Source organism: Aerosakkonema funiforme FACHB-1375, assembly GCF_014696265.1.
Taxonomy (GTDB): Bacteria; Cyanobacteriota; Cyanobacteriia; order Cyanobacteriales; family Aerosakkonemataceae; genus Aerosakkonema; species Aerosakkonema funiforme_A.
Map to the genome: position 1 here is coordinate 115,091 of NZ_JACJPW010000002.1, position 21,155 is coordinate 136,245.

The 21,155-nt window shown below is 42.9% G+C and carries 19 protein-coding genes; 14 read left to right on the forward strand and 5 right to left on the reverse strand.

The window, feature by feature from the left end:
- Positions 1–5 precede the first annotated feature (5 nt).
- The 10 genes from H6G03_RS01535 (at position 6) to H6G03_RS01580 (ending at position 11,547) form a co-directional block, all read left to right on the forward strand.
- Positions 6–1,442: a hypothetical protein gene (locus tag H6G03_RS01535; protein WP_190461359.1), complete on the forward strand. Its 1,437-nt coding sequence runs from the start codon at positions 6–8 to the stop codon at positions 1,440–1,442.
- Complete coding sequence (locus H6G03_RS01540) at positions 1,387–2,658, forward strand: glycosyltransferase family 4 protein (RefSeq protein ID WP_190461361.1); 1,272 nt, start codon at positions 1,387–1,389, stop codon at positions 2,656–2,658. The genes H6G03_RS01535 and H6G03_RS01540 overlap by 56 nt, the downstream gene beginning before the upstream one ends.
- A gap of 88 nt (positions 2,659–2,746) precedes the next feature.
- On the forward strand, positions 2,747–3,619 hold the full coding sequence (locus H6G03_RS01545) for a class I SAM-dependent methyltransferase (protein WP_190461362.1): 873 nt from the start codon (positions 2,747–2,749) through the stop codon (positions 3,617–3,619).
- 204 nt (positions 3,620–3,823) lie between these two features.
- Complete coding sequence (locus H6G03_RS01550; protein WP_190461364.1) at positions 3,824–4,987, forward strand: glycosyltransferase family 4 protein; 1,164 nt, start codon at positions 3,824–3,826, stop codon at positions 4,985–4,987.
- Positions 4,984–6,225, forward strand: a complete 1,242-nt coding sequence (locus H6G03_RS01555) for a glycosyltransferase (protein ID WP_190461367.1) — start codon at positions 4,984–4,986, stop codon at positions 6,223–6,225. Before H6G03_RS01550 ends, H6G03_RS01555 begins: the two co-directional genes overlap by 4 nt.
- A 50-nt stretch (positions 6,226–6,275) precedes the next feature.
- Entirely contained in the window at positions 6,276–7,082 is an 807-nt protein-coding gene (locus H6G03_RS01560; protein ID WP_190461370.1) for a 2OG-Fe(II) oxygenase, read from the forward strand.
- Between the two features lie 115 nt (positions 7,083–7,197).
- On the forward strand, positions 7,198–7,926 hold the full coding sequence (locus tag H6G03_RS01565; protein ID WP_190461372.1) for a class I SAM-dependent methyltransferase: 729 nt from the start codon (positions 7,198–7,200) through the stop codon (positions 7,924–7,926).
- Between the two features lie 3 nt (positions 7,927–7,929).
- Positions 7,930–8,520 carry a YdcF family protein gene (locus tag H6G03_RS01570; protein ID WP_242057008.1) on the forward strand — a complete coding sequence of 197 codons (591 nt, stop codon included), beginning with the start codon at positions 7,930–7,932 and terminating at the stop codon, positions 8,518–8,520.
- Positions 8,517–9,527, forward strand: coding sequence for an SGNH/GDSL hydrolase family protein (locus tag H6G03_RS01575; protein WP_190461375.1), 1,011 nt, complete (start codon positions 8,517–8,519; stop codon positions 9,525–9,527). The genes H6G03_RS01570 and H6G03_RS01575 overlap by 4 nt, the downstream gene beginning before the upstream one ends.
- Before the next feature lie 655 nt (positions 9,528–10,182).
- Positions 10,183–11,547: a glycosyltransferase family 4 protein gene (locus H6G03_RS01580; protein WP_190461377.1), complete on the forward strand. Its 1,365-nt coding sequence runs from the start codon at positions 10,183–10,185 to the stop codon at positions 11,545–11,547.
- A gap of 61 nt (positions 11,548–11,608) precedes the next feature.
- On the opposite strand, the gene H6G03_RS01585 is transcribed toward H6G03_RS01580, so the two are convergent.
- Entirely contained in the window at positions 11,609–12,082 is a 474-nt protein-coding gene (locus tag H6G03_RS01585) for a TspO/MBR family protein (protein ID WP_190461379.1), read from the reverse strand.
- A 497-nt stretch (positions 12,083–12,579) separates the two neighbouring features.
- On the opposite strand from H6G03_RS01585, the gene H6G03_RS01590 reads away from it, so the two are divergent.
- From H6G03_RS01590 to H6G03_RS01600, 3 genes are all read left to right on the forward strand, one after another.
- A complete protein-coding gene (locus H6G03_RS01590; protein WP_190461381.1) occupies positions 12,580–13,065 on the forward strand; it encodes a hypothetical protein in 486 nt (161 codons plus the stop codon).
- On the forward strand, positions 13,019–13,498 hold the full coding sequence (locus H6G03_RS01595) for a hypothetical protein (RefSeq protein ID WP_190461383.1): 480 nt from the start codon (positions 13,019–13,021) through the stop codon (positions 13,496–13,498). Before H6G03_RS01590 ends, H6G03_RS01595 begins: the two co-directional genes overlap by 47 nt.
- Positions 13,499–13,977: 479 nt before the next feature.
- On the forward strand, positions 13,978–15,057 hold the full coding sequence (locus H6G03_RS01600) for a ParA family protein (RefSeq protein WP_190461385.1): 1,080 nt from the start codon (positions 13,978–13,980) through the stop codon (positions 15,055–15,057).
- A gap of 61 nt (positions 15,058–15,118) precedes the next feature.
- Here the strand turns inward: H6G03_RS01600 and H6G03_RS01605 are convergent, their stop codons facing one another.
- The 4 genes from H6G03_RS01605 to sufB all read right to left on the reverse strand — a co-directional run bounded on the left by H6G03_RS01605 (position 15,119) and on the right by sufB (position 20,241).
- Entirely contained in the window at positions 15,119–16,381 is a 1,263-nt protein-coding gene (locus H6G03_RS01605; RefSeq protein WP_190461387.1) for a SufS family cysteine desulfurase, read from the reverse strand.
- Between the two features lie 108 nt (positions 16,382–16,489).
- Entirely contained in the window at positions 16,490–17,848 is a 1,359-nt protein-coding gene (sufD, locus tag H6G03_RS01610; protein ID WP_190461390.1) for a Fe-S cluster assembly protein SufD, read from the reverse strand.
- Entirely contained in the window at positions 17,845–18,633 is a 789-nt protein-coding gene (sufC, locus tag H6G03_RS01615; protein WP_190461392.1) for a Fe-S cluster assembly ATPase SufC, read from the reverse strand. The genes sufD and sufC overlap by 4 nt, the downstream gene beginning before the upstream one ends.
- A 168-nt stretch (positions 18,634–18,801) precedes the next feature.
- Positions 18,802–20,241, reverse strand: coding sequence for a Fe-S cluster assembly protein SufB (gene sufB, locus H6G03_RS01620; RefSeq protein ID WP_190461394.1), 1,440 nt, complete (start codon positions 20,239–20,241; stop codon positions 18,802–18,804).
- 213 nt (positions 20,242–20,454) lie between these two features.
- Between sufB and sufR the strand changes: the two genes are divergently transcribed.
- Positions 20,455–21,147 (forward strand): iron-sulfur cluster biosynthesis transcriptional regulator SufR, encoded by a 693-nt coding sequence (sufR, locus tag H6G03_RS01625; RefSeq protein ID WP_190461396.1) that lies wholly within the window; start codon positions 20,455–20,457, stop codon positions 21,145–21,147.
- Positions 21,148–21,155 lie beyond the last annotated feature (8 nt).

The window sequence follows — 21,155 nt, forward strand, 5'->3', positions numbered from 1 at the left end:
TTTTAGTGAAGCTACTAATTGCTCTGCTAGCCGTTGTCGCTATATTTTTATTCTCCTTTTCCAATTGGCGTCGCGCTGTAAAGATAGCGTTTTTCCTTATCGTTATTGAGGGTGCGCTGAGAAAATGGGTGTTACCGCAAGCTAGCGAACTAATTTATTTTTTGAAAGATTTTTTTCTTTTAGGAGCTTACCTTAAGTACTATGTAGCGGGGGGAGAAAGAAAATTTCCGATTAAAAATCACTTGGTTAATGCCATGATTTTTATGGCGGCAGGATGGTGCCTGTTGCAGGCTTTTAATCCAAGTTTAGGTTCGCCCATTATTGGCTTGTTTGGATTGAAAACCTATCTCTTCTATATTCCCTTTATTTGGATGATGCCAGTTTTATTTCCCACAGAGGAAGAGCTTTACAAATTTTTGCGATCGCACCTTTTTTTACTGATACCGGTTGGCATATTGGGCGTTGTTCAATTTTTCAGTCCGGCATCCAGTCCGATTAACTCATACGTTCAAAGCGAAGTGGCAAAAGTGGAAGTTGCCACATTCATAAATAGCGACTTAACAGCTGGAGGTGTACGCATAACAGGAACATTTTCATACATTAATAATTACGCAGCCTATTTACTAGCGTGTTTTAGCTTACTACTACCTATACTTTCATTTAAACAGTCACGGTGGTGGCAGTGGGCTACTATTGCTGAATTGCTTTTATGGACGGTTAACTCTTTTATGACTGGCTCTCGCAGCACAGTTTTCAGCGCTGTGATAATTTTGGGGGGCTATTTAGGTATTAGAACTCTCACCAATCCTTATGCTGTTTTCCGTTTGCTCAAGCCTTTCTTGATACCATCTGTTGTTGTTTCTATGGCTTCTCTAATTTGGTTTCGCCCAGCCGTGGATGCTTTTCTGAACCGTACCAGCGCAGGTAGAGACATATCCGATCGCGTTTTTGGCACATTATCTGAGCCTTTTAACTATATAAATTTTAAAGGAATTGATGGCTTTGGTGCCGGTGCAACGCACTTAGGAGGTGCAGCGCTTCGCCTTGCGTTAAATTTACCCCCAGGCGAAGTTATTCCTGTAGGTTATGAGGCAGAAATGGGGAGAATAGCTTTAGAGCTAGGCGTAATAGGTTTCATAATATGGTATGCCTTAAGGGTAAGTATAATAATTGCGCTTTTTATGGTATTCTGGAAATTGAAAAGACCGTTCCTTCGTCAGTTAGCACTAACCGCTTTTCTTCTACACGCAATTTGGATCAACGGGCAGCTTGTTTTTCACCATACCTTCGCAACTTACTACTGGTTTTCCACCGGTTTTATCTTTCTATTACCTCGATTGGAACAAGTGATGAATTGGCAAGAACAATTACAATGGTTAAACCAAAATGCCCAAGCTGCGTATCTCCCTGATTCACCCGATCGGCAATCCGAATTCTCGTGAAGCTGCACTGGCTTTGTGGGAAGCCGATCTGCTCGACGAAATAATTACCACAATTGCTTACAATCCTAAAGGATGGGTATCGCGCTACTTAAATTTATTGCCAAAAACAATTAAAAACCGAGTAGCTGATGAATTAGGGCGGCGGACGTGGATGGCACCAAAGGGTGTTTGGATGCGTCCGCATCCTTGGCAAGAAGCAATGCGAATTGCTCTCGTGCGGACAAAATTGAACGATCGCTTAGGTTTTAGTTTACAAGAAACAGTTGATTGGATTTACGCTTCGATCGATCGCCATGTCGCCGAGAATCACCTTGACAATCTAGATGCCGTTTACGCTTACGAAGATGGAGCGGCAACAACATTTCAAGTCGCTAAACAACGCGGTATTCTCTGCTTATACGATCTGCCCATTCTCTTCTATCGCAAAAGTCGCGACATTCAAACAGAAGAAGCTCAACGTTTTCCAGAGTTTACCTCGGCGTTGCAAGCAGCGAGGGAACCTGCTTGGAAAATCGAGCGGAAAGAACAGGAAATTCAGCTAGCCGATCGCATCTTCGTCGCCTCTTCATTTGTACAAAATTCATTAGTGGAAGCTGGCGTCAACCCAGAAAAAATTAACGTCATTCCCTTTGGCGCACCCATCGATTATTTCTATCCCAAACCCAAAACAGACAAATTATTTCGGGCTTTATTTGTCGGTCGGATTGGTCCGCGCAAAGGCGTCCACTATTTACTGCAAGCGTGGCAAGAATTGAAATTGCCAGAATCTGAGTTATTGCTAGTCGGAATTAATGAATTTCCAGATAATTATTTAGCACAATATCGAAATCAAATTCGTTACATTCCATCCGTACCACACGCTTCATTAAATGACTATTATTCTAGTGCCGATGTTTTAGTTTTGCCCACACTTGTGGAAGGACTTCCTCTGGTGGTGTTGGAAGCGATGGCTTGCGGTATTCCCGTTATTACTACCCCAAACGCGGGCGTTTCAGATATCATCGCTGACGGTATAGAAGGTTTCATCGTACCCGTTCGCGATGTAGAATCTCTTAAGGAAAAATTAGAGTGGTGTTACAGCCATACCTTAGAATTAGCGGAAATGGGACGACGCGCTCGACACCAAGCCGAACAACTAACCTGGACTCGATATCGACAGCAGTTGGCAAGCCGAGTCAAAGAGGTTTTAAGTCCCGGCGATAGTGGAGGTTCTTGAGCAAGCTGCAAGGGTTTGCGCTCAAACCCATACAAGAATTTTTAAACTTTGGTATAATTGTCAATCGTTAAGAAAGGAGAAACTTAGGATGAATTTTGATGAAAAATTAGTCGAAATTTTAAAAGGGAAGTTTGATTACGAACAAAGTCCAATTTGTGCGACACCTTCAGGAAATTATTTTTGGTATCGCAAGCGGCAAGAAGTTATAAAACTGTTTAAACGCAATCTTCACTTGTTTGATCTCAATCAAACCGAAAAATCAGCACCTTATCTGTTTGTAGATGTTGGTTGTGGCGAAAGCATCGATCTATTTCTAATTCGTCAATTTTTAGAAAAACATTCGTCAGGTTGGCGTTTGATAGGTTTAGAAGCTGAGCCTACTGCATTAGAAGTGGCTAATCTTAAGAAGAAATATTACAATGTGGATAATGTCGATATAATAGCTTGTGACGTTACAAAAAACCTACCATTTAAAGATGGCGAAGTTAATGTAGTTTATTGCTCTGAAGTGATCGAACATCTAATCGATCCGGAGTTATTTATAAAGGAAATAAAGCGGATAACCAAACCAAACGGATACCTAATTATTACCACACCAAATGAACCAAATGTGTTTCAGGGTGCCTACTGGAGCCGAAACCGTCTTGACAGGATGCGAGCAGAAATGCAGGCGATGAAAGAGCAATCTCAAAAAGTCAATATAGAAACTGAAAATGTCTTCTTGCACGGCCATGTATCGTTAAAAACAATTAGCGAGTGGGATAATACTTTAGAAAAAATAGGTTTTAAAATAGTCGATCGCGGACGCGGTGCAGTCACATACGGGGCAACGCCATTTTATGACAATGCGTGGATTTTAGGCGGTCGCTTTCTGCTAGAAGCATTTCTAGATCTACTACCGCGACAGTGGGTATGCAATCTGTCAGATCAATTAATTGGTCTATATAGACTGGAGAAATGATTGGGCAGTCGATCGAGCAGCGATCGCAACTTGAGGCAGTAGCAAAAATTAGCGAACATAATCAATAAATGTGGCTCGCGATCGCCAACCTCATACTTAATAAAAATTGATGGTAAGGAGAGATTTACTGGTATGTTAAAAAAATTGGAGCGCAGTTCGATCGCATTATCGATAGTACTTCCCCTAGCTTTGCAGTAACTCAGGATGTCAAATATTACTAGACAAGGTAAGATTTACCTGTGTTTCCCTAACATCTTTGAATTTAAAGGGGGAATACAAGTTTATTCGGCTTTCTTTCTAGAGGCACTACAAAGTTTGTACCCCGATCGAAATTACGAAGTTTTTCTCAAACACGATACTCGATCGCTGCCAGAAGTGCCTTTCTTAGAGGGTACTAACTTTCATTTTACAGGCAAGTGGCCTTTGCCTTTACGAACTTTTGCTTTTGCTTCTCAAATTCTAGGATACGGTCTGTACCAACGTCCCGATTTAATTATCTTAACCCACCTTAACTTCGCCCCCGTTGCCTACTGGTTGAAACGTCTGGCAAATATCCCATACTGGACGATCGCTCACGGTGTAGAAGCTTGGAATATCGATCGTCCAACCTTGCAAAAAGGTTTGCAAAATGCCGATCGAATTATTTCAGTCAGCGGTTATACTCGCGATCGCTTACTCACAGAACAAAACCTCGACCCGCTGAAAATTTCTCTCCTACCAAATACCTTTGATGCCAGTCGTTTTCAAATTGCACCCAAACCGCCATATCTGATGGAACGTTATGGATTGACGCCAGAAGATTCGGTAATTCTCACAGTAGCGAGATTAGACAACAGCGAACAATATAAAGGATACGATCGCATTATTCAAGCTTTGCCGGAAATTCGGCGTTATCTTCCCAAAGTGCGCTACATTTTGGTAGGAAAAGGAAACGATCGGCCCCGCATCGAACAGTGGATCGCCAAACTCAACTTGCAAGACTGCGTTACCCTAGCTGGATTTATTCCCGATAGCGAACTTGGAGACCATTACAATCTTTGCGATGTTTTTGCCATGCCTAGCAAAGGCGAAGGATTCGGTATCGTTTACCTAGAAGCTTTGGCTTGCGGTAAACCTACCTTGGGAGGCGATCGAGACGGTGCGATCGACGCCCTTTGCCACGGCGAATTAGGAGCTTTAGTTTCTCCTGATAATGTAGGAGAAATCGCCGAAACCCTAATTTCCATTTTACAGCGTACTTTCCCTCACACCAATATGTATCAGCCTGAATTATTGCGTCAAAAAGTAATCGATACTTTCGGCTTTGAACGTTATAAAAAAACTCTGGCAGAGTTAATTGAAAACTCTCCCATAGGAGTTAGCCAATGAAAGTATTGCATATTATTCCTTCCGTATCGCCGCGTCGGGGAGGGCCGACCCAAGTCGTTTTAAATTTAATTAAATGTTTACGAGAGCAAGGAATTGACGCCGAAATTGCTACCACCAACGACAACGGTTCAGACGGACTTTCCCCTCTAGATGTACCCTTAAATCAGCGAATTGAATACGAGAAAGTACCGATTTGGTTTTTTGAGCAATTTTCGCCACCCGCCAAAGGAGTACAAATAGCAAAAGATAAAGGATTTGTCTTTTCCGCACCACTCACTCGTTGGCTTTGGGAACATATTCGAGATTACGATATTCTAGACAACCACTATCTTTTTTCGTATCCTTGTACTTGTGCCGGTGCGATCGCCAGATGGCAAAAAGTTCCTTACACAGTCCGCGCAATGGGTCAACTTACTCCTTGGGCGTTATCTCAAAGTCGCCTTAAAAAGCAAATTTATAGCTTTTTAATCGAGCGCAAAAATCTCGCTCGCGCCGCCGCTATTCACTGCACTTCCATCGGTGAAGCCGAAGATGTCCGCAATTTTGGCATTCAAACTCCCACCGCCGTCCTACCTCTTGGTGTGTCACCGCCAATTTTTCGACCCGCTGCTAAGCAGAAAATACGCGAAATTTACGGCATTGCTCCGCAAACTCCGATCGTGTTATTTCTGTCTCGGCTTCATTATAAAAAACGCCCGGATTTGCTGCTGCGATCGCTCAGTCAATTAGCGGAGCGAAACTGCAACTTTCATTTGATCTTAGCGGGTTCGGGAGAACCAGATTACCTCAGCTATCTGAACAACTTGATATCGTCGCTAAATTTAGCAAGTCGCACCTCCTTACCAGGTTTTGCGATTGGTGAAGATAAAGATTTGTTACTGCAAGGTGCCGATATCTTTGTTTTGCCATCCTTTTCCGAAAACTTTGGTATTGCTGTTGGAGAAGCAATAGCATCTGGTTTGCCAGTAATTGTCACCCCCGATATCCAAATTTCGCAGGAAATTACTGCCTTTGAGACTGGGTTAGTAGTAGAGGGAGAAGTCGAACCTTTGGCAAATGCGATCGCCCAATTGCTAGAATCTCCCGAAAAGCGGCAAAAATTAGGGGAGAATGGGAAGCGGTTGGCAAGCGATCGCTATTCCTGGCAGAAGATTGGCCACCATCTCGCCGCCGTCTATACTTCCATTCTTCAGCAACAACCCATTCCCCCATATCCAGACAACTCAAAACTGAGATGAGCGACTGTTTTAGAAACAGAAAAATGAATTAGTTTTTTGAGGAAAATTAAATGATTAACTACAACTCGATCGAATCTCAAATCGATAACTTAGCCAAAAGTTTTGCCGAATCAAAACCCGTCAGACATCTAATTATCGATAACTTCTTGCCCGAAGAAATTGCCACCCAAGCTTTTAACGTCTTCCCCACAATTGCAGAAATGGATGTCTTAAAAGACTTCCGTCAAGATAAAGCTCAAGACCCCGCCATTAACAAATTCAATCCGATTTTCAGCGAAATTGTATTTCAACACCTGCACTCGCAACGACTTATCGATCTTCTTTCTAGAATTTCTGGCATACCCAACTTACTTTCAGATAGCCAATTGTACGCCGCCGGACTCGCCCAAGGAGCAAACGGCAGTTTCTTAAACGTTCACTTGGATAACAGTTCTCACCCAGTTAATCCTTGGTATCGTCGGTTAAACTTACTGCTTTATTTGAACAAAAATTGGACAGAAGAAAAGGGAGGACACTTGGAATTGTGGTCGCCAGATATGTCCGAATCAGTAGCGATTTTACCGAGCTTCAATCGCATGGTTATTTTCGCAACCGACAAACAATCGTGGCATGGATATCGCCGCGTCAATACACCAGATGGCGATAGCCGCAAATCGATAAATCTGTACTTTTTCACAGAGGAATCTCCAGACGGAACAGACTACTATCATGTCACATCTTTCAGAGCGAGAAAGAGTGAAATGCTCAACAAAATGCTTTATCCTGTAGACAATCTAGTTCGCTCTTTCGCTCGTGCTTTGAGACCGCAGAAAGATGCCCATGCTGTTCTTTACGATCGCAAAGGCAAAAAGGACTAATTCCTCAGCACGATCCAGCACCTACAAGTCTCAATCTCCGAATCCCTCCCCATCTCCTCATCTTTGGCGGTAGTTGTGGGAAACTTAGATCGGAATGCACTAGCCCCTCAAAAAAATGTCCTACTCTCAACGCCTGCTCCAAAAAGGCAATCGCCTGACTCGTTTTGCACATCAATCCCGCTTTAGCGCCGTTTTGAATGTTCTTGGCAACACTCGATACGATCGAGCCTTAGATTACGGATGTGGCGACGGTTGGCTGCTCAGAACAGCATACGAGCAAAACACAGTAAAATCGGGAATAGGCGTTGATGTAGATCCCTATATGCTGTCAGCTTGCCAGGAAATATTCGCGGATATACCTGGCTTTCAATTTTGCAAACCAGAGGAATTATCGCAAAAAATACCGCCACAAAGTTGCGATATAATCTTCTGCACTGAAACGCTCGAACATATCGGTAATCCTCAAAAAGCTTTGGAGCAAATTCTAATTTATTGTCAACCAAAAGCCACAATGGTAATTTCTGTACCTATCGAGATTGGGCCATCACTTTTATTAAAGCAAATGGGACGTTATTTTGCTAATAGGAATGGAAATTATGGCTACGAACCATATAAGTTAAAAGAGATATTTTCAGCGGCTATTTTATGGGATGCTAACAGTTTTACTTCTTCTCACTCTTTGCAATTAGACTACACTGGTCACAAGGGATTTGATTATCGTAAAATAGAGAAACTATTACAAGAAAAAGTCAAAATCGAGCGGCGGATTTTCTCTCCATTTCCCTGGAGTGGCAGTTTCCTTAACAGCACGGTAATTTGGGTGTGTAGCGTGGAAAATTATTAAACATTGGCTAATGTGTTGAATCGCAAACGGAAGCGATTTAAGTTACTCTTCTTAGCAAGCACCGCCCTGACGGTATTGCTAGTAATAATTCCGGTGCGACTGGCGATCGCTCATCTGCAAGCACCCCAACCCCAAGCTATATTTACATTAGGCGGAGGAATAGAGCGAGAAATTTTTACCGCCGAATTTGCCCTCGCTCATCCTACATTAGAAATTTGGGTTTCTACTGGCGTACCGACTTACAGGAGTAACGAGATTTTTCGCGCCTACGGTATTCCAGAAAGCAGACTGCATATAGATAGACGAGCAGTAGATACTGTCACCAACTTTACCACTTTAGTTGCCGATTTCAAAAGTCGGCATATGCAACATTTGTACGTAATTACCTCAGCCCATCATATACCGCGAGCGATGGCGATCGCTACCATCATTTTCGGCAGCCAAGGTATCGCCTTTACACCAGTATCCGTGCCATCCGGCGAACCAGTCGAATCTTGGCTTCGCATTTTCCGCGATATTTGTCGTTCGTTGCTTTGGATTTTTACAGGTCGTACTGGAGCCAGTTTTTCTCATAAATTGGAGGTGTGGAGATGAGGATACCAGCTAAGTATTGGATACCGGCTTCTGTCGTTGGGATCTTAATCACCACCGAAGTGACATTGCGGCTGGCTTTGGGTTTGGGAAATCCAGTTTTAGTACAAGCTGACTCCGATACAGGCTATCGATTTCAACCAAATCAAAAAATATTTCGATTTGGCAAGCACATTCAGTACAACCAATACTCTCAGCGTTCCGAACCGATTACACCAGAAAAGCCAGCAGGAAAACTGAGAATATTAATGCTGGGCGACTCGGTTCTTAATGGCGGTAATCCTACAGATCAAAGTCAAATTATTACAGAACTTTTTGAGGCAAAATTATCTGCATCCGGACATCCGGCAGAAGTTCTCAACGCCTCATCCGGTTCTTGGGGAATTGGCAATCAACTCGGATACCTGCGGAAATTCGGTACTTTTAACGCAGATGCCGTCATTCTGCAAATAGGTACTCACGATTTAACTCAGCCTACCAGTAATAGCGAGATCGTCGGTCATCATCCCTCTTTTCCCACTCATCCGCCGCTGCTAGCAATTCAGGAAGCTTGGACGCGCTACGCTTGGCCGAACTTAGCCTTTCGCTTAAAGCTGGGTTCTTTGCCTGGTGAACTTCCGCCTCCCACTTCTGCCGATCCCGATCGACAGTTCAAAGAGAATATGCAAAGTTTAAAACAGATAGCGATCCTGGTTCGCAGCAAGAAGATACCAGTGTTTGTTTTATTTACCCCCAATTATGATGATTTACTGCCAAACCCGAAACAGCCCAAGTATAAATCCGAGTTTTTACGGTTGCTAAAAAATTTACGAGTTCCTATGATTGACGCTCATGCGGTTTGGTCAACTTTACCACCTGGGACTGTAAAAACTTATTTTCGAGATTGGGTACACCTGACAGTGCCAGCGCATCAAGCGATCGCTCAAAAACTCTTCGATCGACTTTGCGTAGGTCGCCAGTTACCAGCCTGTTTACCCAAGAAGCCTCCGACTTCAGCGATCGTGCCTTAAAGAATCTTTTAATTATTTGCTTCCGTCAGTAATACCACGGTGGCGATATGTACAACCAGAAAATCTGTTTGCGTACCAACAGCAAAAATACGGGTTGGCAACCCCGATCTATATTTATACAGTCTCTTCCCCAGGATCTCCGGAATAATAAGTGAGGGTTTTGTAGACTTTATAGGTAAACTACTTTACCCGCAAAGGCACAACCTATGAGGGAAAGAGGGTCAGAGCTAAACAAGCTCAAAAGAAAGCTACCTAATTCCGAACGCAGCAAGATCGCTTGCTGTCTGAAGAATTAAAATTTCGCCTTTGAATTGCAAAACTACCCCGAAAGGGCTGATATCAGCTACAATCGGTCGCCTTGTGCCACAACCAATTGCACTGCCTTAAGTCCTTTCACCAAAACCAAAGGCTTGACCAGAAAGCGATACACCCCAGTGAGCTTTCGATTTGCCTACTCTGGGAACGGGGTATCCAACGGGGACATCTAAGTAAATTAATTCAGGGAAGGAGGTTTGAGATGCTAAAGATCCGGCTTCTCAAGACAGGTCTCCCCTTCTTTTGGTTGGGTATGAAAAAATAAATGGCTTCAGGGGAAGGGATGGCTCTAGTTGCGTCACTATTGTTTTGACCTCACGAAAGCTTTAGGGCATGATAAATGGGAATTCTACAAGGGGAACACAAGTTGTACCAGTTTTTGACTCACCGGCGAGGTGCCATAAGGAATGGAAATATTCCCAAACAGCAGCATTCAGTGAAACTATCTATTATTACCCAGTTTTATCCACCTGACTATGCCGCTACCGGACAGCTCATTGAAGAGCTAGCCTCGCAGTTGAGGCATTACGGTATGTACGTCCACATCTTCACAGGACAGCCAGGGTACGCCTTTCAAAAGGAAAGCGCTCCCAGCGAAGAATATAAGGACATGATGTCGATCAGGCGATCGCGCACATCTCGACTTTGGCCCAAACGAATACGCGGTAAAGCGGTCAACGGTCTGTTATTCTGTGTGCGATCGGCAGTCCACTTACTGAAAACCTCTTGGAGAGGCGATGTTTTACTCGTCACCACTGCACCGCCTTTCCTACCAATTTTGGGCTACTTAATTAATCTTTGGTTTGGATTGCCCTATGTATGTTTGCTGTATGATTTGTATCCCGATGTAGCGGTGGAACTGCAAGTCGTCCCCGTTCACCATTGGTTAGTTCGACTGTGGGATGTAATTAACCAACAAATTTGGAAAAACGCCCAAGGGGTAATAGTCCTCAGCCCCTCTATGAAACAGCGCATCGTCGCCAAGTGTCCGGAAGTCGCAGATAAAGTTGCCGTCATTCACAGTTGGGCCGATCCCGATATCATTGTCCCGATGCCCAAACAAGAAAACTGGTTCGCCCAAAAGTACAAGCTGGTAGATCAATTTACGGTTCTTTATTCCGGTAACATAGGGCGCTGTCACGATATGGAGACAATTGTGGAAGCGGCGGAACTTCTGCAAAACGAACCTATTCAATTTGTCTTTATTGGGGATGGCGCTAAGCGTCAAGCTTGTGAGGATAGAATCGCCGAGCTGGGTTTGACGAATTGTTTGTTTTTGCCTTACCAGCACAAGGAGAACCTTCCTTACTCGCTGACTGCTTGTGATTTATCTTTAGTCACGGTCAGTCCGGGAATGGAGGGATTGGTTGCTCCCAGCAAACTTTACGGTATTTTAGCGGCTGGGCGTCCGGTGGGAGTAATTTGTGAGGAACGTTCCTATTTACGCCAGCTGGTTGAAGAAGCGAAGTGCGGTGCTTCTTTCCGGAATAACGATGCTACCGGCTTGGCTAATTTTATTCGCCGTTTGGCTAGCGATAGCCAGTTAGCCGATCTCATGGGTAAAGCGGGTCGTTCCTACCTCAAATCCAACTTTACGCTGGACATTATTGCCCAAAAATATTCGGAGGTGTTGCTGGGTAAAGCCATAGTCACAGAACCAGAACCAACACCGCAAACACCGATCGTCGTTAATCAAGCTCACTAATAATTTCTTTGGCTTCGCAGATACCTGTTTCGGGGTCTGGCAGCAATTAAATATTTCGCCCCTACTCGTCTTGAGGATTGAGGCGAATCATCTCCCAAGTGGTGTAAGTTCCGATCGGACTCCAAATCGCGTAAGGAAGAAGTAACAAAGCTGCCCAGCCAGAAACAGTCCAGACTGTTATTGCTAAAATTACGCCCAAAATCGAACCAATAGCACCAATAATAGTGCCTACTTTGAGACTGCGAAGCCTAAACATAACAGGGGTGTAGGCTACGATCGCAATCTCCACGAGAATATAAAAGGCCATCAGCCACCACGTTTTAGCAGTTCCAGGGTCTTTTTCCCACACAATATAAGCTGACCAGCCCCCGCAAATAAAAATAAATGTCCAAATCAACGGAATAGCAAATTCAAATGTTAGCCATTGGGGACGCTGCAAGCGTTTGAACCACTTAACATCGCTAGGTGTAAACAAGTTGCTCCCCAGCGCAATTAATAAGCCTACCGCCGCAATTACCATCCAAGATTTAATCATTACCCTACCTTTACTTTTTGACGCCCACAGGCAACTTCTGTAACAATTGTCTCAAGTTAATAGCTGAGTTTAATCAGCCTGTGGTGATAATATTTATGGCATCTATCTTTAGATAGAAAATATACAAATTAAGCTCGGCTGTGTGGGCTTATTTTATGTTTTTTAGGAGTGCGATCGCTCTTTTCTTTTCACCGCAGATGAACACAGATAAACGCAGATGAAGAAAGAGCAAAGCGCGTTGCCAATCTAGTTTTCTATTGATAGATTTGAAACGAACATTATTGCCTCAATATGCGTGGGAGTAACAATTATTGTTTTACTTTTATTAGGTGTAAAATTTATAATTTTTACATTACATCTCACCTGGGAAAGAAATCCATCAGCTTTCCAGTGGATTTTAGCAATGTAATTGACACATTTGGCTAAATTAGCTAAAATTCAGAAATAGTCCATCCCGTCAAGGTTAGACAATCTGTAGTAATAAGAGGGCGAGACTTATGTCTGCCAGCATTGCACTAAATACAAGTGAGCTTCAGCAAATCTCCCAATCTAAAGAGATTAGATCTTTGGAACTATGGTTGCTTGCCCGAAAAATTAATAAAGCAGCAGTTATAGTTAAGAAGCAATGGCATAAGCTTTCTGAGGAAGACCGAGAAAAACTAAAAAGTTTAGCCTACAATTTGACTGATTATCGGACTGGTTTAAGTGGTGTAATTGCTAATTTTTTCAGTTTTGTTCGTCTAACAATAATAGTAGCCAATGGTCAAACAGATGCTCTTATTGCATACTGTAAAGCGATGAGTTTACTAATTGATAATATTTTTGAAGCTGTCGAGCGAGACGATCCTGAATATCAAGCAGTTTTATCCGATACATTACAGGAATTAACTTCTCATTCAGGTTCATCTAGTAAAGTTTTAAAGCCGGGAGAAACTCGTGGATGGTTGCGAAGCTTATCAGATCAAGCCCTTAACGAGGTTTGAAATTAGCTACAAGCAAATCATTAAGAAACATTACCGAAAAGACCAAAGAGCTAGGGATGCTTTTGAAGAGTTGGTTGATAGCTACATATCGCAACTCCAAGAAACTCCTAGCTCTAATGATATTTCGGATGATGAGGGATTTCCTAAAGGAGAATACAGCCAAGATTTTGAATTTAGAAAAATTAGGTTTAGCTTACCAGGTTTACGGGGACAAGCTAAGTATGGTCGTTTAATGTATGTTGTTTACAAACCAAAATGTTTTGTTTACTTGATGTGGATATATACTCATGAGGAGTTTGGTGGTAAGAATAAAACTAATAAAAGACCTCCAGACCCGGATTTAAAAAGAGAATTTAATTTGATAAAGGAAGATATAGAAGATAATAATAATTTTGAAGAAGATATAGAAGTGGGGGAAACAGAAAAAGATTAGTTTCTGGTTGTTTGGTGAGTGTGATCGATCTTTTCTTTTAACCGCAGATGAACACAGATGAAGAAATAACGATCTCACTTTAATATTTTTCAAGTCACCAATCCTTTCTTTCAAAAATCGGTTTTAATGAGGTGTCAACTATAATACCACCATGTTGCTCTCATATATTTTTAACCAAAAAACAGGTAGATGTCCTTTCGTTGACTTATCAAGATTGAAAATTAGACTTTTGGATTTTTTCCAAACGAAAACACCACCAAAAAAGCCTGATTAATTTCTACTAATCCATCAAACATCTTGTTGACTGAGTTAGTAATATCACCGATTAGCTCAACTCCTGCTGCGTGTAAAGAAGCTCTTTAATCACTCTCACAACATCATAAAGTTCATTACCTTGGGGGTTAAAAAATGTAAATTTCCTTGACAAATGGTATTGCCTATGTTAAGTTGTTTTTTGTTTATTTTTGAGGGAAATACTTATGAATAATATAAAAATTTATACTTTTTATAATAATAAAGGCGGTGTTGGTAAAACAACTCTTTGTTCTAATGCAGCAACCCTCTATGCAAAAAAACACCCAAATACCCAAGTATTAGTTATTGATATGTGTCCGCAAGCGAATATATCACAATTTTTGCTTGGAGGCGGAAGGAAAGGCTATGAAAATAATCAAAAATTACAATCTTCATTTACGAGAAGAAATATAGTTGGCTTTATAGATTGGCTTCTTAAAGGAAATGCAAATTTCCGAACACCTAAAACTTCTTATAAGGTTCAAATTTCTCCTTACAATAGTTATATTACTAATAATTTATATTTGATAGCTGGTGACTCATTTTTAGAGTCTTTTTCGTTGGCATTAAACTATGCTGTGATTAATCCTGCTAATACCAAGGCGTGGCTAGAGTATATGACGGCTATAAAAAGATTATGCGTCTATGAATTCGCCCAAAACCAATATGAAAATATGGTTGTTTTTATAGATTGCAACCCCAGCTTTTCCATATACACCCAAATGGCTTTAGTGTCTTCAGATAAATTAGTAATTCCAATGATGGCAGACTTCAGTTCACTCGAAGGAATTAAAGGTTTATTCATGTTGCTTTTTGGAAAATATCCTTCGGCGGCTTTAAAAAAGTATGCTGATGATGTAATTACTTTTAATAAACAAGTAGATTCTTTTAATTTGCAATTGCCTGTGATTTGGGAATTCGTATTCAATAACTATACCATTAAACATGGAGTTGCCGCAGCTTTTGAATCTATTAAAACGGAGCTAAATACTTTTTGCTACGAGCAATTCCAACAATTTCCATTATTATTTGCAAAGTGCGACCCCAGTCCTACTTGTATTACTGAATGGGAAAAATGTTATGTTTCAGGTATAAAAGATTTTCATACATCAGGTAAAGTATCGTCATCTCTTGGAATACCGATGTTTCTACTTCCAAATCAGTCTAAATATGCAATGCCCAATGGAAGAAATGTTAAACTTCCTACGAGTAACTACGAACAAGCTTTACAAGAAATAGAAAAGTTTGTAGACAAACTTAGCTAAAGTTAGCAATTTGATCGTTTATATTCAAATAGTAAGGTGAGCTTTGGCTCACCCTACCATTTTACCCAAACAGTCCACCAAAAAAGTCGATCGCCTCCTTTAACGCCGCAATAAACACATCAATCTCTTCCCGCGTGTTGTAGAAATACAAACTCGCTCTCGCAGTCGATTGCGCTTTGATATAACGGTGCAAAGGTTGAGTGCAATGATGTCCGGCGCGAATGGCAATTCCTGCTTGATCTAATATCGTTGATAAGTCGTGCGGATGGACTTCTCCAGCAGTGAAAGCAGCGAGTGCAGCTCTACCTTCGCCGTTACGATCGGGCTGTGGGCCATAAGTTTGGATTTGCGGAATTTGTCGCAATTGTTCAAATAAATAAGCTGTCAATTCTGCTTCGTAAGCGTGGATTTTATCCATGCCAATATTTGTGAGATAATCGACAGCAGCACCGAGCCCTATTGCTTCGGCGATCGCAGGTGTTCCGGCTTCAAATTTATGGGGTAAATCTGCATAAGTAGAATGGTCTAAAAACACATCGGCAATCATTTCGCCACCACCCATAAATGGAGGCATTGCCTTCAGTATTTCTCGCTTACCGTAGAGGAAACCGATACCAGTTGGCCCGCACATTTTGTGACCGGAAGCTACTAGCCAATCGCAATCGATCGCACGCACGTCGATCGGCATATGCGGAACGGCTTGGCAAGCATCAATTAATACTTTTGCTCCGTAGTGGTGAGCGATTTCGCTAATTTCTTTAACTGGATTAATGCACCCCAGCGTGTTGGAAACGTAAACGGTAGAAACCAGTTTTGTCTTATCGGAAACCAGTGTTTTGAATTGTTCCAAATCGAATTCTTGGTTTTGTGTCAGTTCCACAAACTTCAGCACTGCGCCTGTAGTTTTGGCTACAAGTTGCCAAGGAACTAAATTGCTGTGATGTTCCATCACCGAGAGAATCACTTCATCACCCGGTTGCAAACTTGTCAATCCCCAAGCATAAGCTACCAAATTAATTGCCTCGGAAGCATTGCGGGCGTAGATAATTTCTTGAGGTAAAGCTGCATTGACAAATTTGGCAATTTTTACCCGCGATCCTTCATAAGCATCTGTAGCTTTGGCGCTGAGAGTGTGGACGCCGCGATGTACGTTAGAATTGTACTGTTCGTAGTAATTTCGCAGTGCGTCGAGAACGGCGACGGGCTTTTGAGAAGTAGCGGCGTTGTCCAAGTAAACTAAAGGTTTACCGTTGACTTCTTGGTGTAAAATTGGGAAGTCAGCACGAACGCGATCGGCTAATGTTTTTTCTTGAGTGACAGTCATGGTGTTTGGTAATTGGTGACTGGTGAAGGTAATTGCAAATTTTATATTTCAGATTGCAGATTTAAAAATTAAATTTGCAATCTGAAATTTGCAATCTAAATTCCACTATTAAATCGCTCGACAAGCAACGCACTGAGAAAGCATTGTTTCCACGGAAGTCAGCGGAATTAGGTTAATAATTTCCGCCGCAAAAGCATCAACCAGCAAATTGTAGGCGCTGACTTTATCTAAACCGCGACTTTGCAGGTAGAAGATTTCCTCATCATCCAACTGACTCACCGTTGCGCCGTGCGTACATTTGACGTTATCGGCAATAATTTCCAGTTGGGGTTTTGTATCGACTCTCGCTTTTGGCGAAAGCAGCAAATTGCGGTTGAGTTGTCCCGCATCTGTCAGTTGCGCTGCTTTGGCGACAAAGACTCTACCATTGAATACAATATGAGAGCGATCGCTTGCGATATTCTTCTGCAACTGACGAGTCGTACTGTGGGGACAATTCAGAACTATCTCGCTGTGAGTATCCGCCAACTGTTCCCCAGAAATCATCGTCAAACCGTTGAGAGTGGTTTCGGTTTGTTCGCCAGTTTGGAATATTTCTAAATTATGGCGAGATATTTTCCCACCCATATTAATCGCATTGCAAGTATAGCGACTGTAACGCGCTTGGCTTACAGCAGTTTTGCCAATGTGAAAAGCTACCTTACTATCTCGCTGAATGCGACTGTGGTTAACTTGGGCATTTTCTTCAGCCCAAATTTCCGTTACCGTATTCACAAAGTAGGGATTAGCATTGTTTACACACCAGTCACTAATTGTCAAGTAATCTTCAACCAAAGTTACTTGACTGTTAGTTTCTGCTACCACCAAACAGCGCGGCTGAGAAATAATCGGCGATTCGCTTAGCGTAGAGATAAACAGTAGATGGATAGGCGTTTCCACGATTTGATTTCTCGCCACCCATACGACTGCTGCATCTGTAAATCCCGCCGTATTGAGGGCGGTGAAAACTTCAACTGCACCTTGTTGCTTGCCCAAATAATTTGGTAAACGCGAAAGATAATTTTCAGGTAATTGGGTTAAATTACCAACGAATAAACCACTTGGGATATTAGCAACTGAAGACAGTTGAGGCGCATAAACGCCATTGACAAAAACCAACCGACTGTCTGCTGCTTCCGAGAAAATCAGCGGTTTAATATCGGATAAAGGTAGAGATGGAATTGCACTCGTTTCCGGTAGCTGAAAATTCACCTGCAACAAAGGCGAAATATCGGTAAAGCGCCACGCCTCATCCCTTGTGGTAGGGAAAGTGTGTTCGAGGACAACAGATGATGCGCGATCGCGCAATTCCTCTATCTCCCTCCCCGCAGGCGAAGATAATTGGGGTGAGGTAGATTTATAAACCCGATCTAACAACTCCCCCAGATACGCATCCCTATTTGTAGAAGTTAAAACTTGACTACTCATCGCGCCGCCACCTCAGCTTCTTCTTCCCGCACCCAATCATAACCGCGTGCTTCCAATTCCAGCGCCAACTCCTTAGTTCCGCTAGTAATAATTCTGCCGCTTTCCATCACATGAACAAAATCCGGCACAATGTAATCAAGCAACCGCTGATAGTGAGTAATCATCAAAGTCGCATTATCGGGTTTTGCCAACTGGTTAACCCCATTCGCCACAATTTTCAGCGCGTCGATATCCAAACCAGAATCAGTTTCATCCAGAATTGCTAACTTCGGTTCCAGCAGCGCCATTTGCAGAATCTCATTCCGCTTTTTCTCACCACCAGAAAAACCTTCATTCACACTGCGACTCAAAAAAGCCGGATTCATCTTTACCACTTCCAGCTTTTCTTGAATTAATTCATCAAAATCAAACGCATCTAATTCCTCTAAACCCTGACTCTTGCGGCGGGAATTATAAGCAACGCGCAGAAAATCTAAATTACTCACACCCGGAATTTCTAACGGGTATTGAAAAGCCAAAAATACACCACCTCGCGCCCGTTCTTCCGGTTCCATTTCCAGAAGATTTTGTCCCTGAAAAATCACCTCACCGCCAGTCACCTCATAAGCGGGATGTCCAGCCAAAACCTTCGAGAACGTACTCTTCCCCGAACCATTTGGCCCCATAATGGCATGAACTTCTCCCGCCTTAATTTCCAAATTCACACCCTTCAGAATTTGATTCCCATCAACATTCGCCGTCAGATTGCGAACTGACAGAATCACCTCACTATTCTCAATAATCATTGTTGCTCTCTTCTTCCTTCGCGACCTTCGCGTCTTCGTGGTTCGTTATTGAATTTCACACATAAAGTAGGCAATGCCACCTTACAAAATATTTTGTGGATATTTTGTGGCACAGGCGTCTCGCCTGTGACTCAATTGCTAGCAGGCAAGATGCCTGCCCCACAAGAATTACCCTACACTTCCTTCCAATTTCAGACTCAACAATCTGTCAGCTTCCACAGCAAATTCCATCGGCAATTGATTGAAGACATCCTTACAGAAACCGCTAATCATCATCGAGATAGCATCTTCTTGGGAAATGCCTCGTTGCGAGAAGTAGAATAATTGGTCTTCCCCAATCTTGGAAGTAGATGCCTCATGCTCAACTTTACCGATGTTATTCTGCACTTGAATGTAAGGGAAAGTATTCGCTTGGGCATTATCGCCAATCAGCATTGAGTCGCACTGGGAATAATTTCTTGCACCTTCTGCTTTTGGGCCAATTTTCACTAAGCCGCGATAACTATTTTGGGAATTTCCAGCAGAAATACCTTTGGAAATAATCGTGCTGCGGGTGTTTTTGCCGACGTGGATCATCTTGGTTCCTGTATCGGCTTGCTGTTTGTGATTGGTTAGCGCTACCGAGTAGAATTCTCCCACAGAATTATCACCTACCAGCACGCAACTGGGATATTTCCAAGTAATAGCCGAACCAGTTTCTACCTGCGTCCAAGAAATCTTGGAATTGACTCCTTGGCACAGTCCCCGCTTGGTGACAAAGTTGTAGATACCGCCTTTGCCATTTTCATCGCCAGCGTACCAGTTTTGCACTGTGGAATATTTGATTTCGGCGTTATCTAAAGCGACTAATTCTACTACCGCTGCGTGCAATTGGTTGGTGTCAAACATGGGAGCGGTACAGCCTTCCAAATATGACACATAGCTACCTTCTTCTGCTATAATCAGCGTCCGCTCAAACTGCCCGGAGTCGCCTGTGTTGATGCGGAAGTAGGTGGACAATTCCATCGGACAGCGAGTGTTCTTGGGTATGTAAACGAAGGAACCATCGCTGAAGACGGCTGAGTTGAGGGCGGCGTAGTAATTATCTGCGATCGGCACTACGCTGCCAAGGTATTTCTGTACCAACTCTGGATATTCTTTCAAAGCTTCCGAGATGGAACAGAAGATCACCCCTTCCTTCGCTAGCTTTTCCTTGAAGGTAGTCGCGACGGAAACGCTATCGAAGATGGCGTCTACTGCTACGTTAGAAAGGCGCTTTTGCTCGGATAGGGGAATGCCCAACTTCTCAAAGGTTTCCAACAAGGCAGGGTCTACTTCCTCCAAGCTGTTGAGCTTTTTGGGCTTTTGCTTGGGAGCCGAGTAATAGATAATATCTTGATAATTAATTGGTGGATATTTTACTTGGGGCCAGGTTGGCTCAGCCATCTTCAGCCATTGCCGGTATGCTTTGAGGCGAAACTCCAGCATGAATTCTGGCTCGTTTTTCTTGGCTGAGATCAGACGAATGATATCCTCGTTAAGACCGCGAGGAATAACGTCTGCCTCGATATCGGTGACAAAGCCGTATTTGTAAGGCTGATTTACTAAGGTTTTGACGGTGGCACTCATGTTTATCGTGTTCTCTCGTGTTCTAAACAAATTTCTAAGGACGGCAGATGTGTGGGCTGCGATCGCGCTGGTCAGGTTGGGTGCCAACACTTGCCCCCAGGCATTACAATAGACTTAAACAACAAATTTGTTGCTCAACTCTATTTTAAAGTACATTAACAACAAATAAGTTGTCAAAGTCAAATTGAGATTCTTGACTTATCGCCAGCCACCATGACCACTACTCAGCAACCCTCCACTCCCTCTACTCCCTCTACTCCCTCTACTAAAGAAGACATCCTGCAACATTTGATGAAGCGGGGTCAAGCAACGGCGCAGGAGTTGGCCGATTCGCTGGACATCAGCCCGCAAGCCATTCGCCGCCATCTCAAGGATTTAGAAGCAGAAGAGCTGATCGAGTATCAATCGGTACAGGTGGGGATGGGGCGTCCCCAGCACGTCTATCGTTTGAGTCACAAGGGACGCGATCGCTTCCCCAACAGTCACGGTAGATTTGCAGTTGCTCTCCTAGATACAATGGCGGAAACCCTCGGTCACGAGCAGGTAGATCTAATACTACACAAACAATGGGAGCGCAAGGCACTGGAATATCGCGATCGCGTCGGTACGGGTTCCCTCCAAGAGCGCGTCCTCAAGTTAGCAGAACTACGTAAAGCCGAAGGCTATATGACCGACTGGTATCCTATAGAAACTGATGGTGCCAAAAATGGCAATTGCTTCCAATTCATGTTCATCGAGCATCATTGCGCCATTTCTGACGTTGCCGAATCTTTCCCCAGTGTTTGCAGCCACGAACTAGATATGTTTGTAGGTATTTTCCCCGATTGTACGGTCGAGCGTACCCACTGGCTCATTAATGGAGAACATCGCTGCGGTTATATGATCGCAAAAAAAACTAAAATTTAAAAAGTTAT

Bases quoted from the DNA above. Each gene is read 5' to 3' on its own strand.
- H6G03_RS01540 (WP_190461361.1), top strand. From the start codon at position 1,387: ATGCCCAAGCTGCGTATCTCCCTGATTCACCCGATCGGCAATCCGAAT.
- H6G03_RS01545 (WP_190461362.1), top strand. From the start codon at position 2,747: ATGAATTTTGATGAAAAATTAGTCGAAATTTTAAAAGGGAAGTTTGAT.
- H6G03_RS01550 (WP_190461364.1), top strand. From the start codon at position 3,824: ATGTCAAATATTACTAGACAAGGTAAGATTTACCTGTGTTTCCCTAAC.
- H6G03_RS01555 (WP_190461367.1), top strand. From the start codon at position 4,984: ATGAAAGTATTGCATATTATTCCTTCCGTATCGCCGCGTCGGGGAGGG.
- H6G03_RS01560 (WP_190461370.1), top strand. From the start codon at position 6,276: ATGATTAACTACAACTCGATCGAATCTCAAATCGATAACTTAGCCAAA.
- H6G03_RS01565 (WP_190461372.1), top strand. From the start codon at position 7,198: ATGTCCTACTCTCAACGCCTGCTCCAAAAAGGCAATCGCCTGACTCGT.
- H6G03_RS01575 (WP_190461375.1), top strand. From the start codon at position 8,517: ATGAGGATACCAGCTAAGTATTGGATACCGGCTTCTGTCGTTGGGATC.
- H6G03_RS01580 (WP_190461377.1), top strand. From the start codon at position 10,183: ATGGGAATTCTACAAGGGGAACACAAGTTGTACCAGTTTTTGACTCAC.
- H6G03_RS01585 (WP_190461379.1), bottom strand. From the start codon at position 12,082: ATGATTAAATCTTGGATGGTAATTGCGGCGGTAGGCTTATTAATTGCG.
- H6G03_RS01590 (WP_190461381.1), top strand. From the start codon at position 12,580: ATGTCTGCCAGCATTGCACTAAATACAAGTGAGCTTCAGCAAATCTCC.
- H6G03_RS01600 (WP_190461385.1), top strand. From the start codon at position 13,978: ATGAATAATATAAAAATTTATACTTTTTATAATAATAAAGGCGGTGTT.
- H6G03_RS01605 (WP_190461387.1), bottom strand. From the start codon at position 16,381: ATGACTGTCACTCAAGAAAAAACATTAGCCGATCGCGTTCGTGCTGAC.
- sufD (WP_190461390.1), bottom strand. From the start codon at position 17,848: ATGAGTAGTCAAGTTTTAACTTCTACAAATAGGGATGCGTATCTGGGG.
- sufC (WP_190461392.1), bottom strand. From the start codon at position 18,633: ATGATTATTGAGAATAGTGAGGTGATTCTGTCAGTTCGCAATCTGACG.
- sufB (WP_190461394.1), bottom strand. From the start codon at position 20,241: ATGAGTGCCACCGTCAAAACCTTAGTAAATCAGCCTTACAAATACGGC.
- sufR (WP_190461396.1), top strand. From the start codon at position 20,455: ATGACCACTACTCAGCAACCCTCCACTCCCTCTACTCCCTCTACTCCC.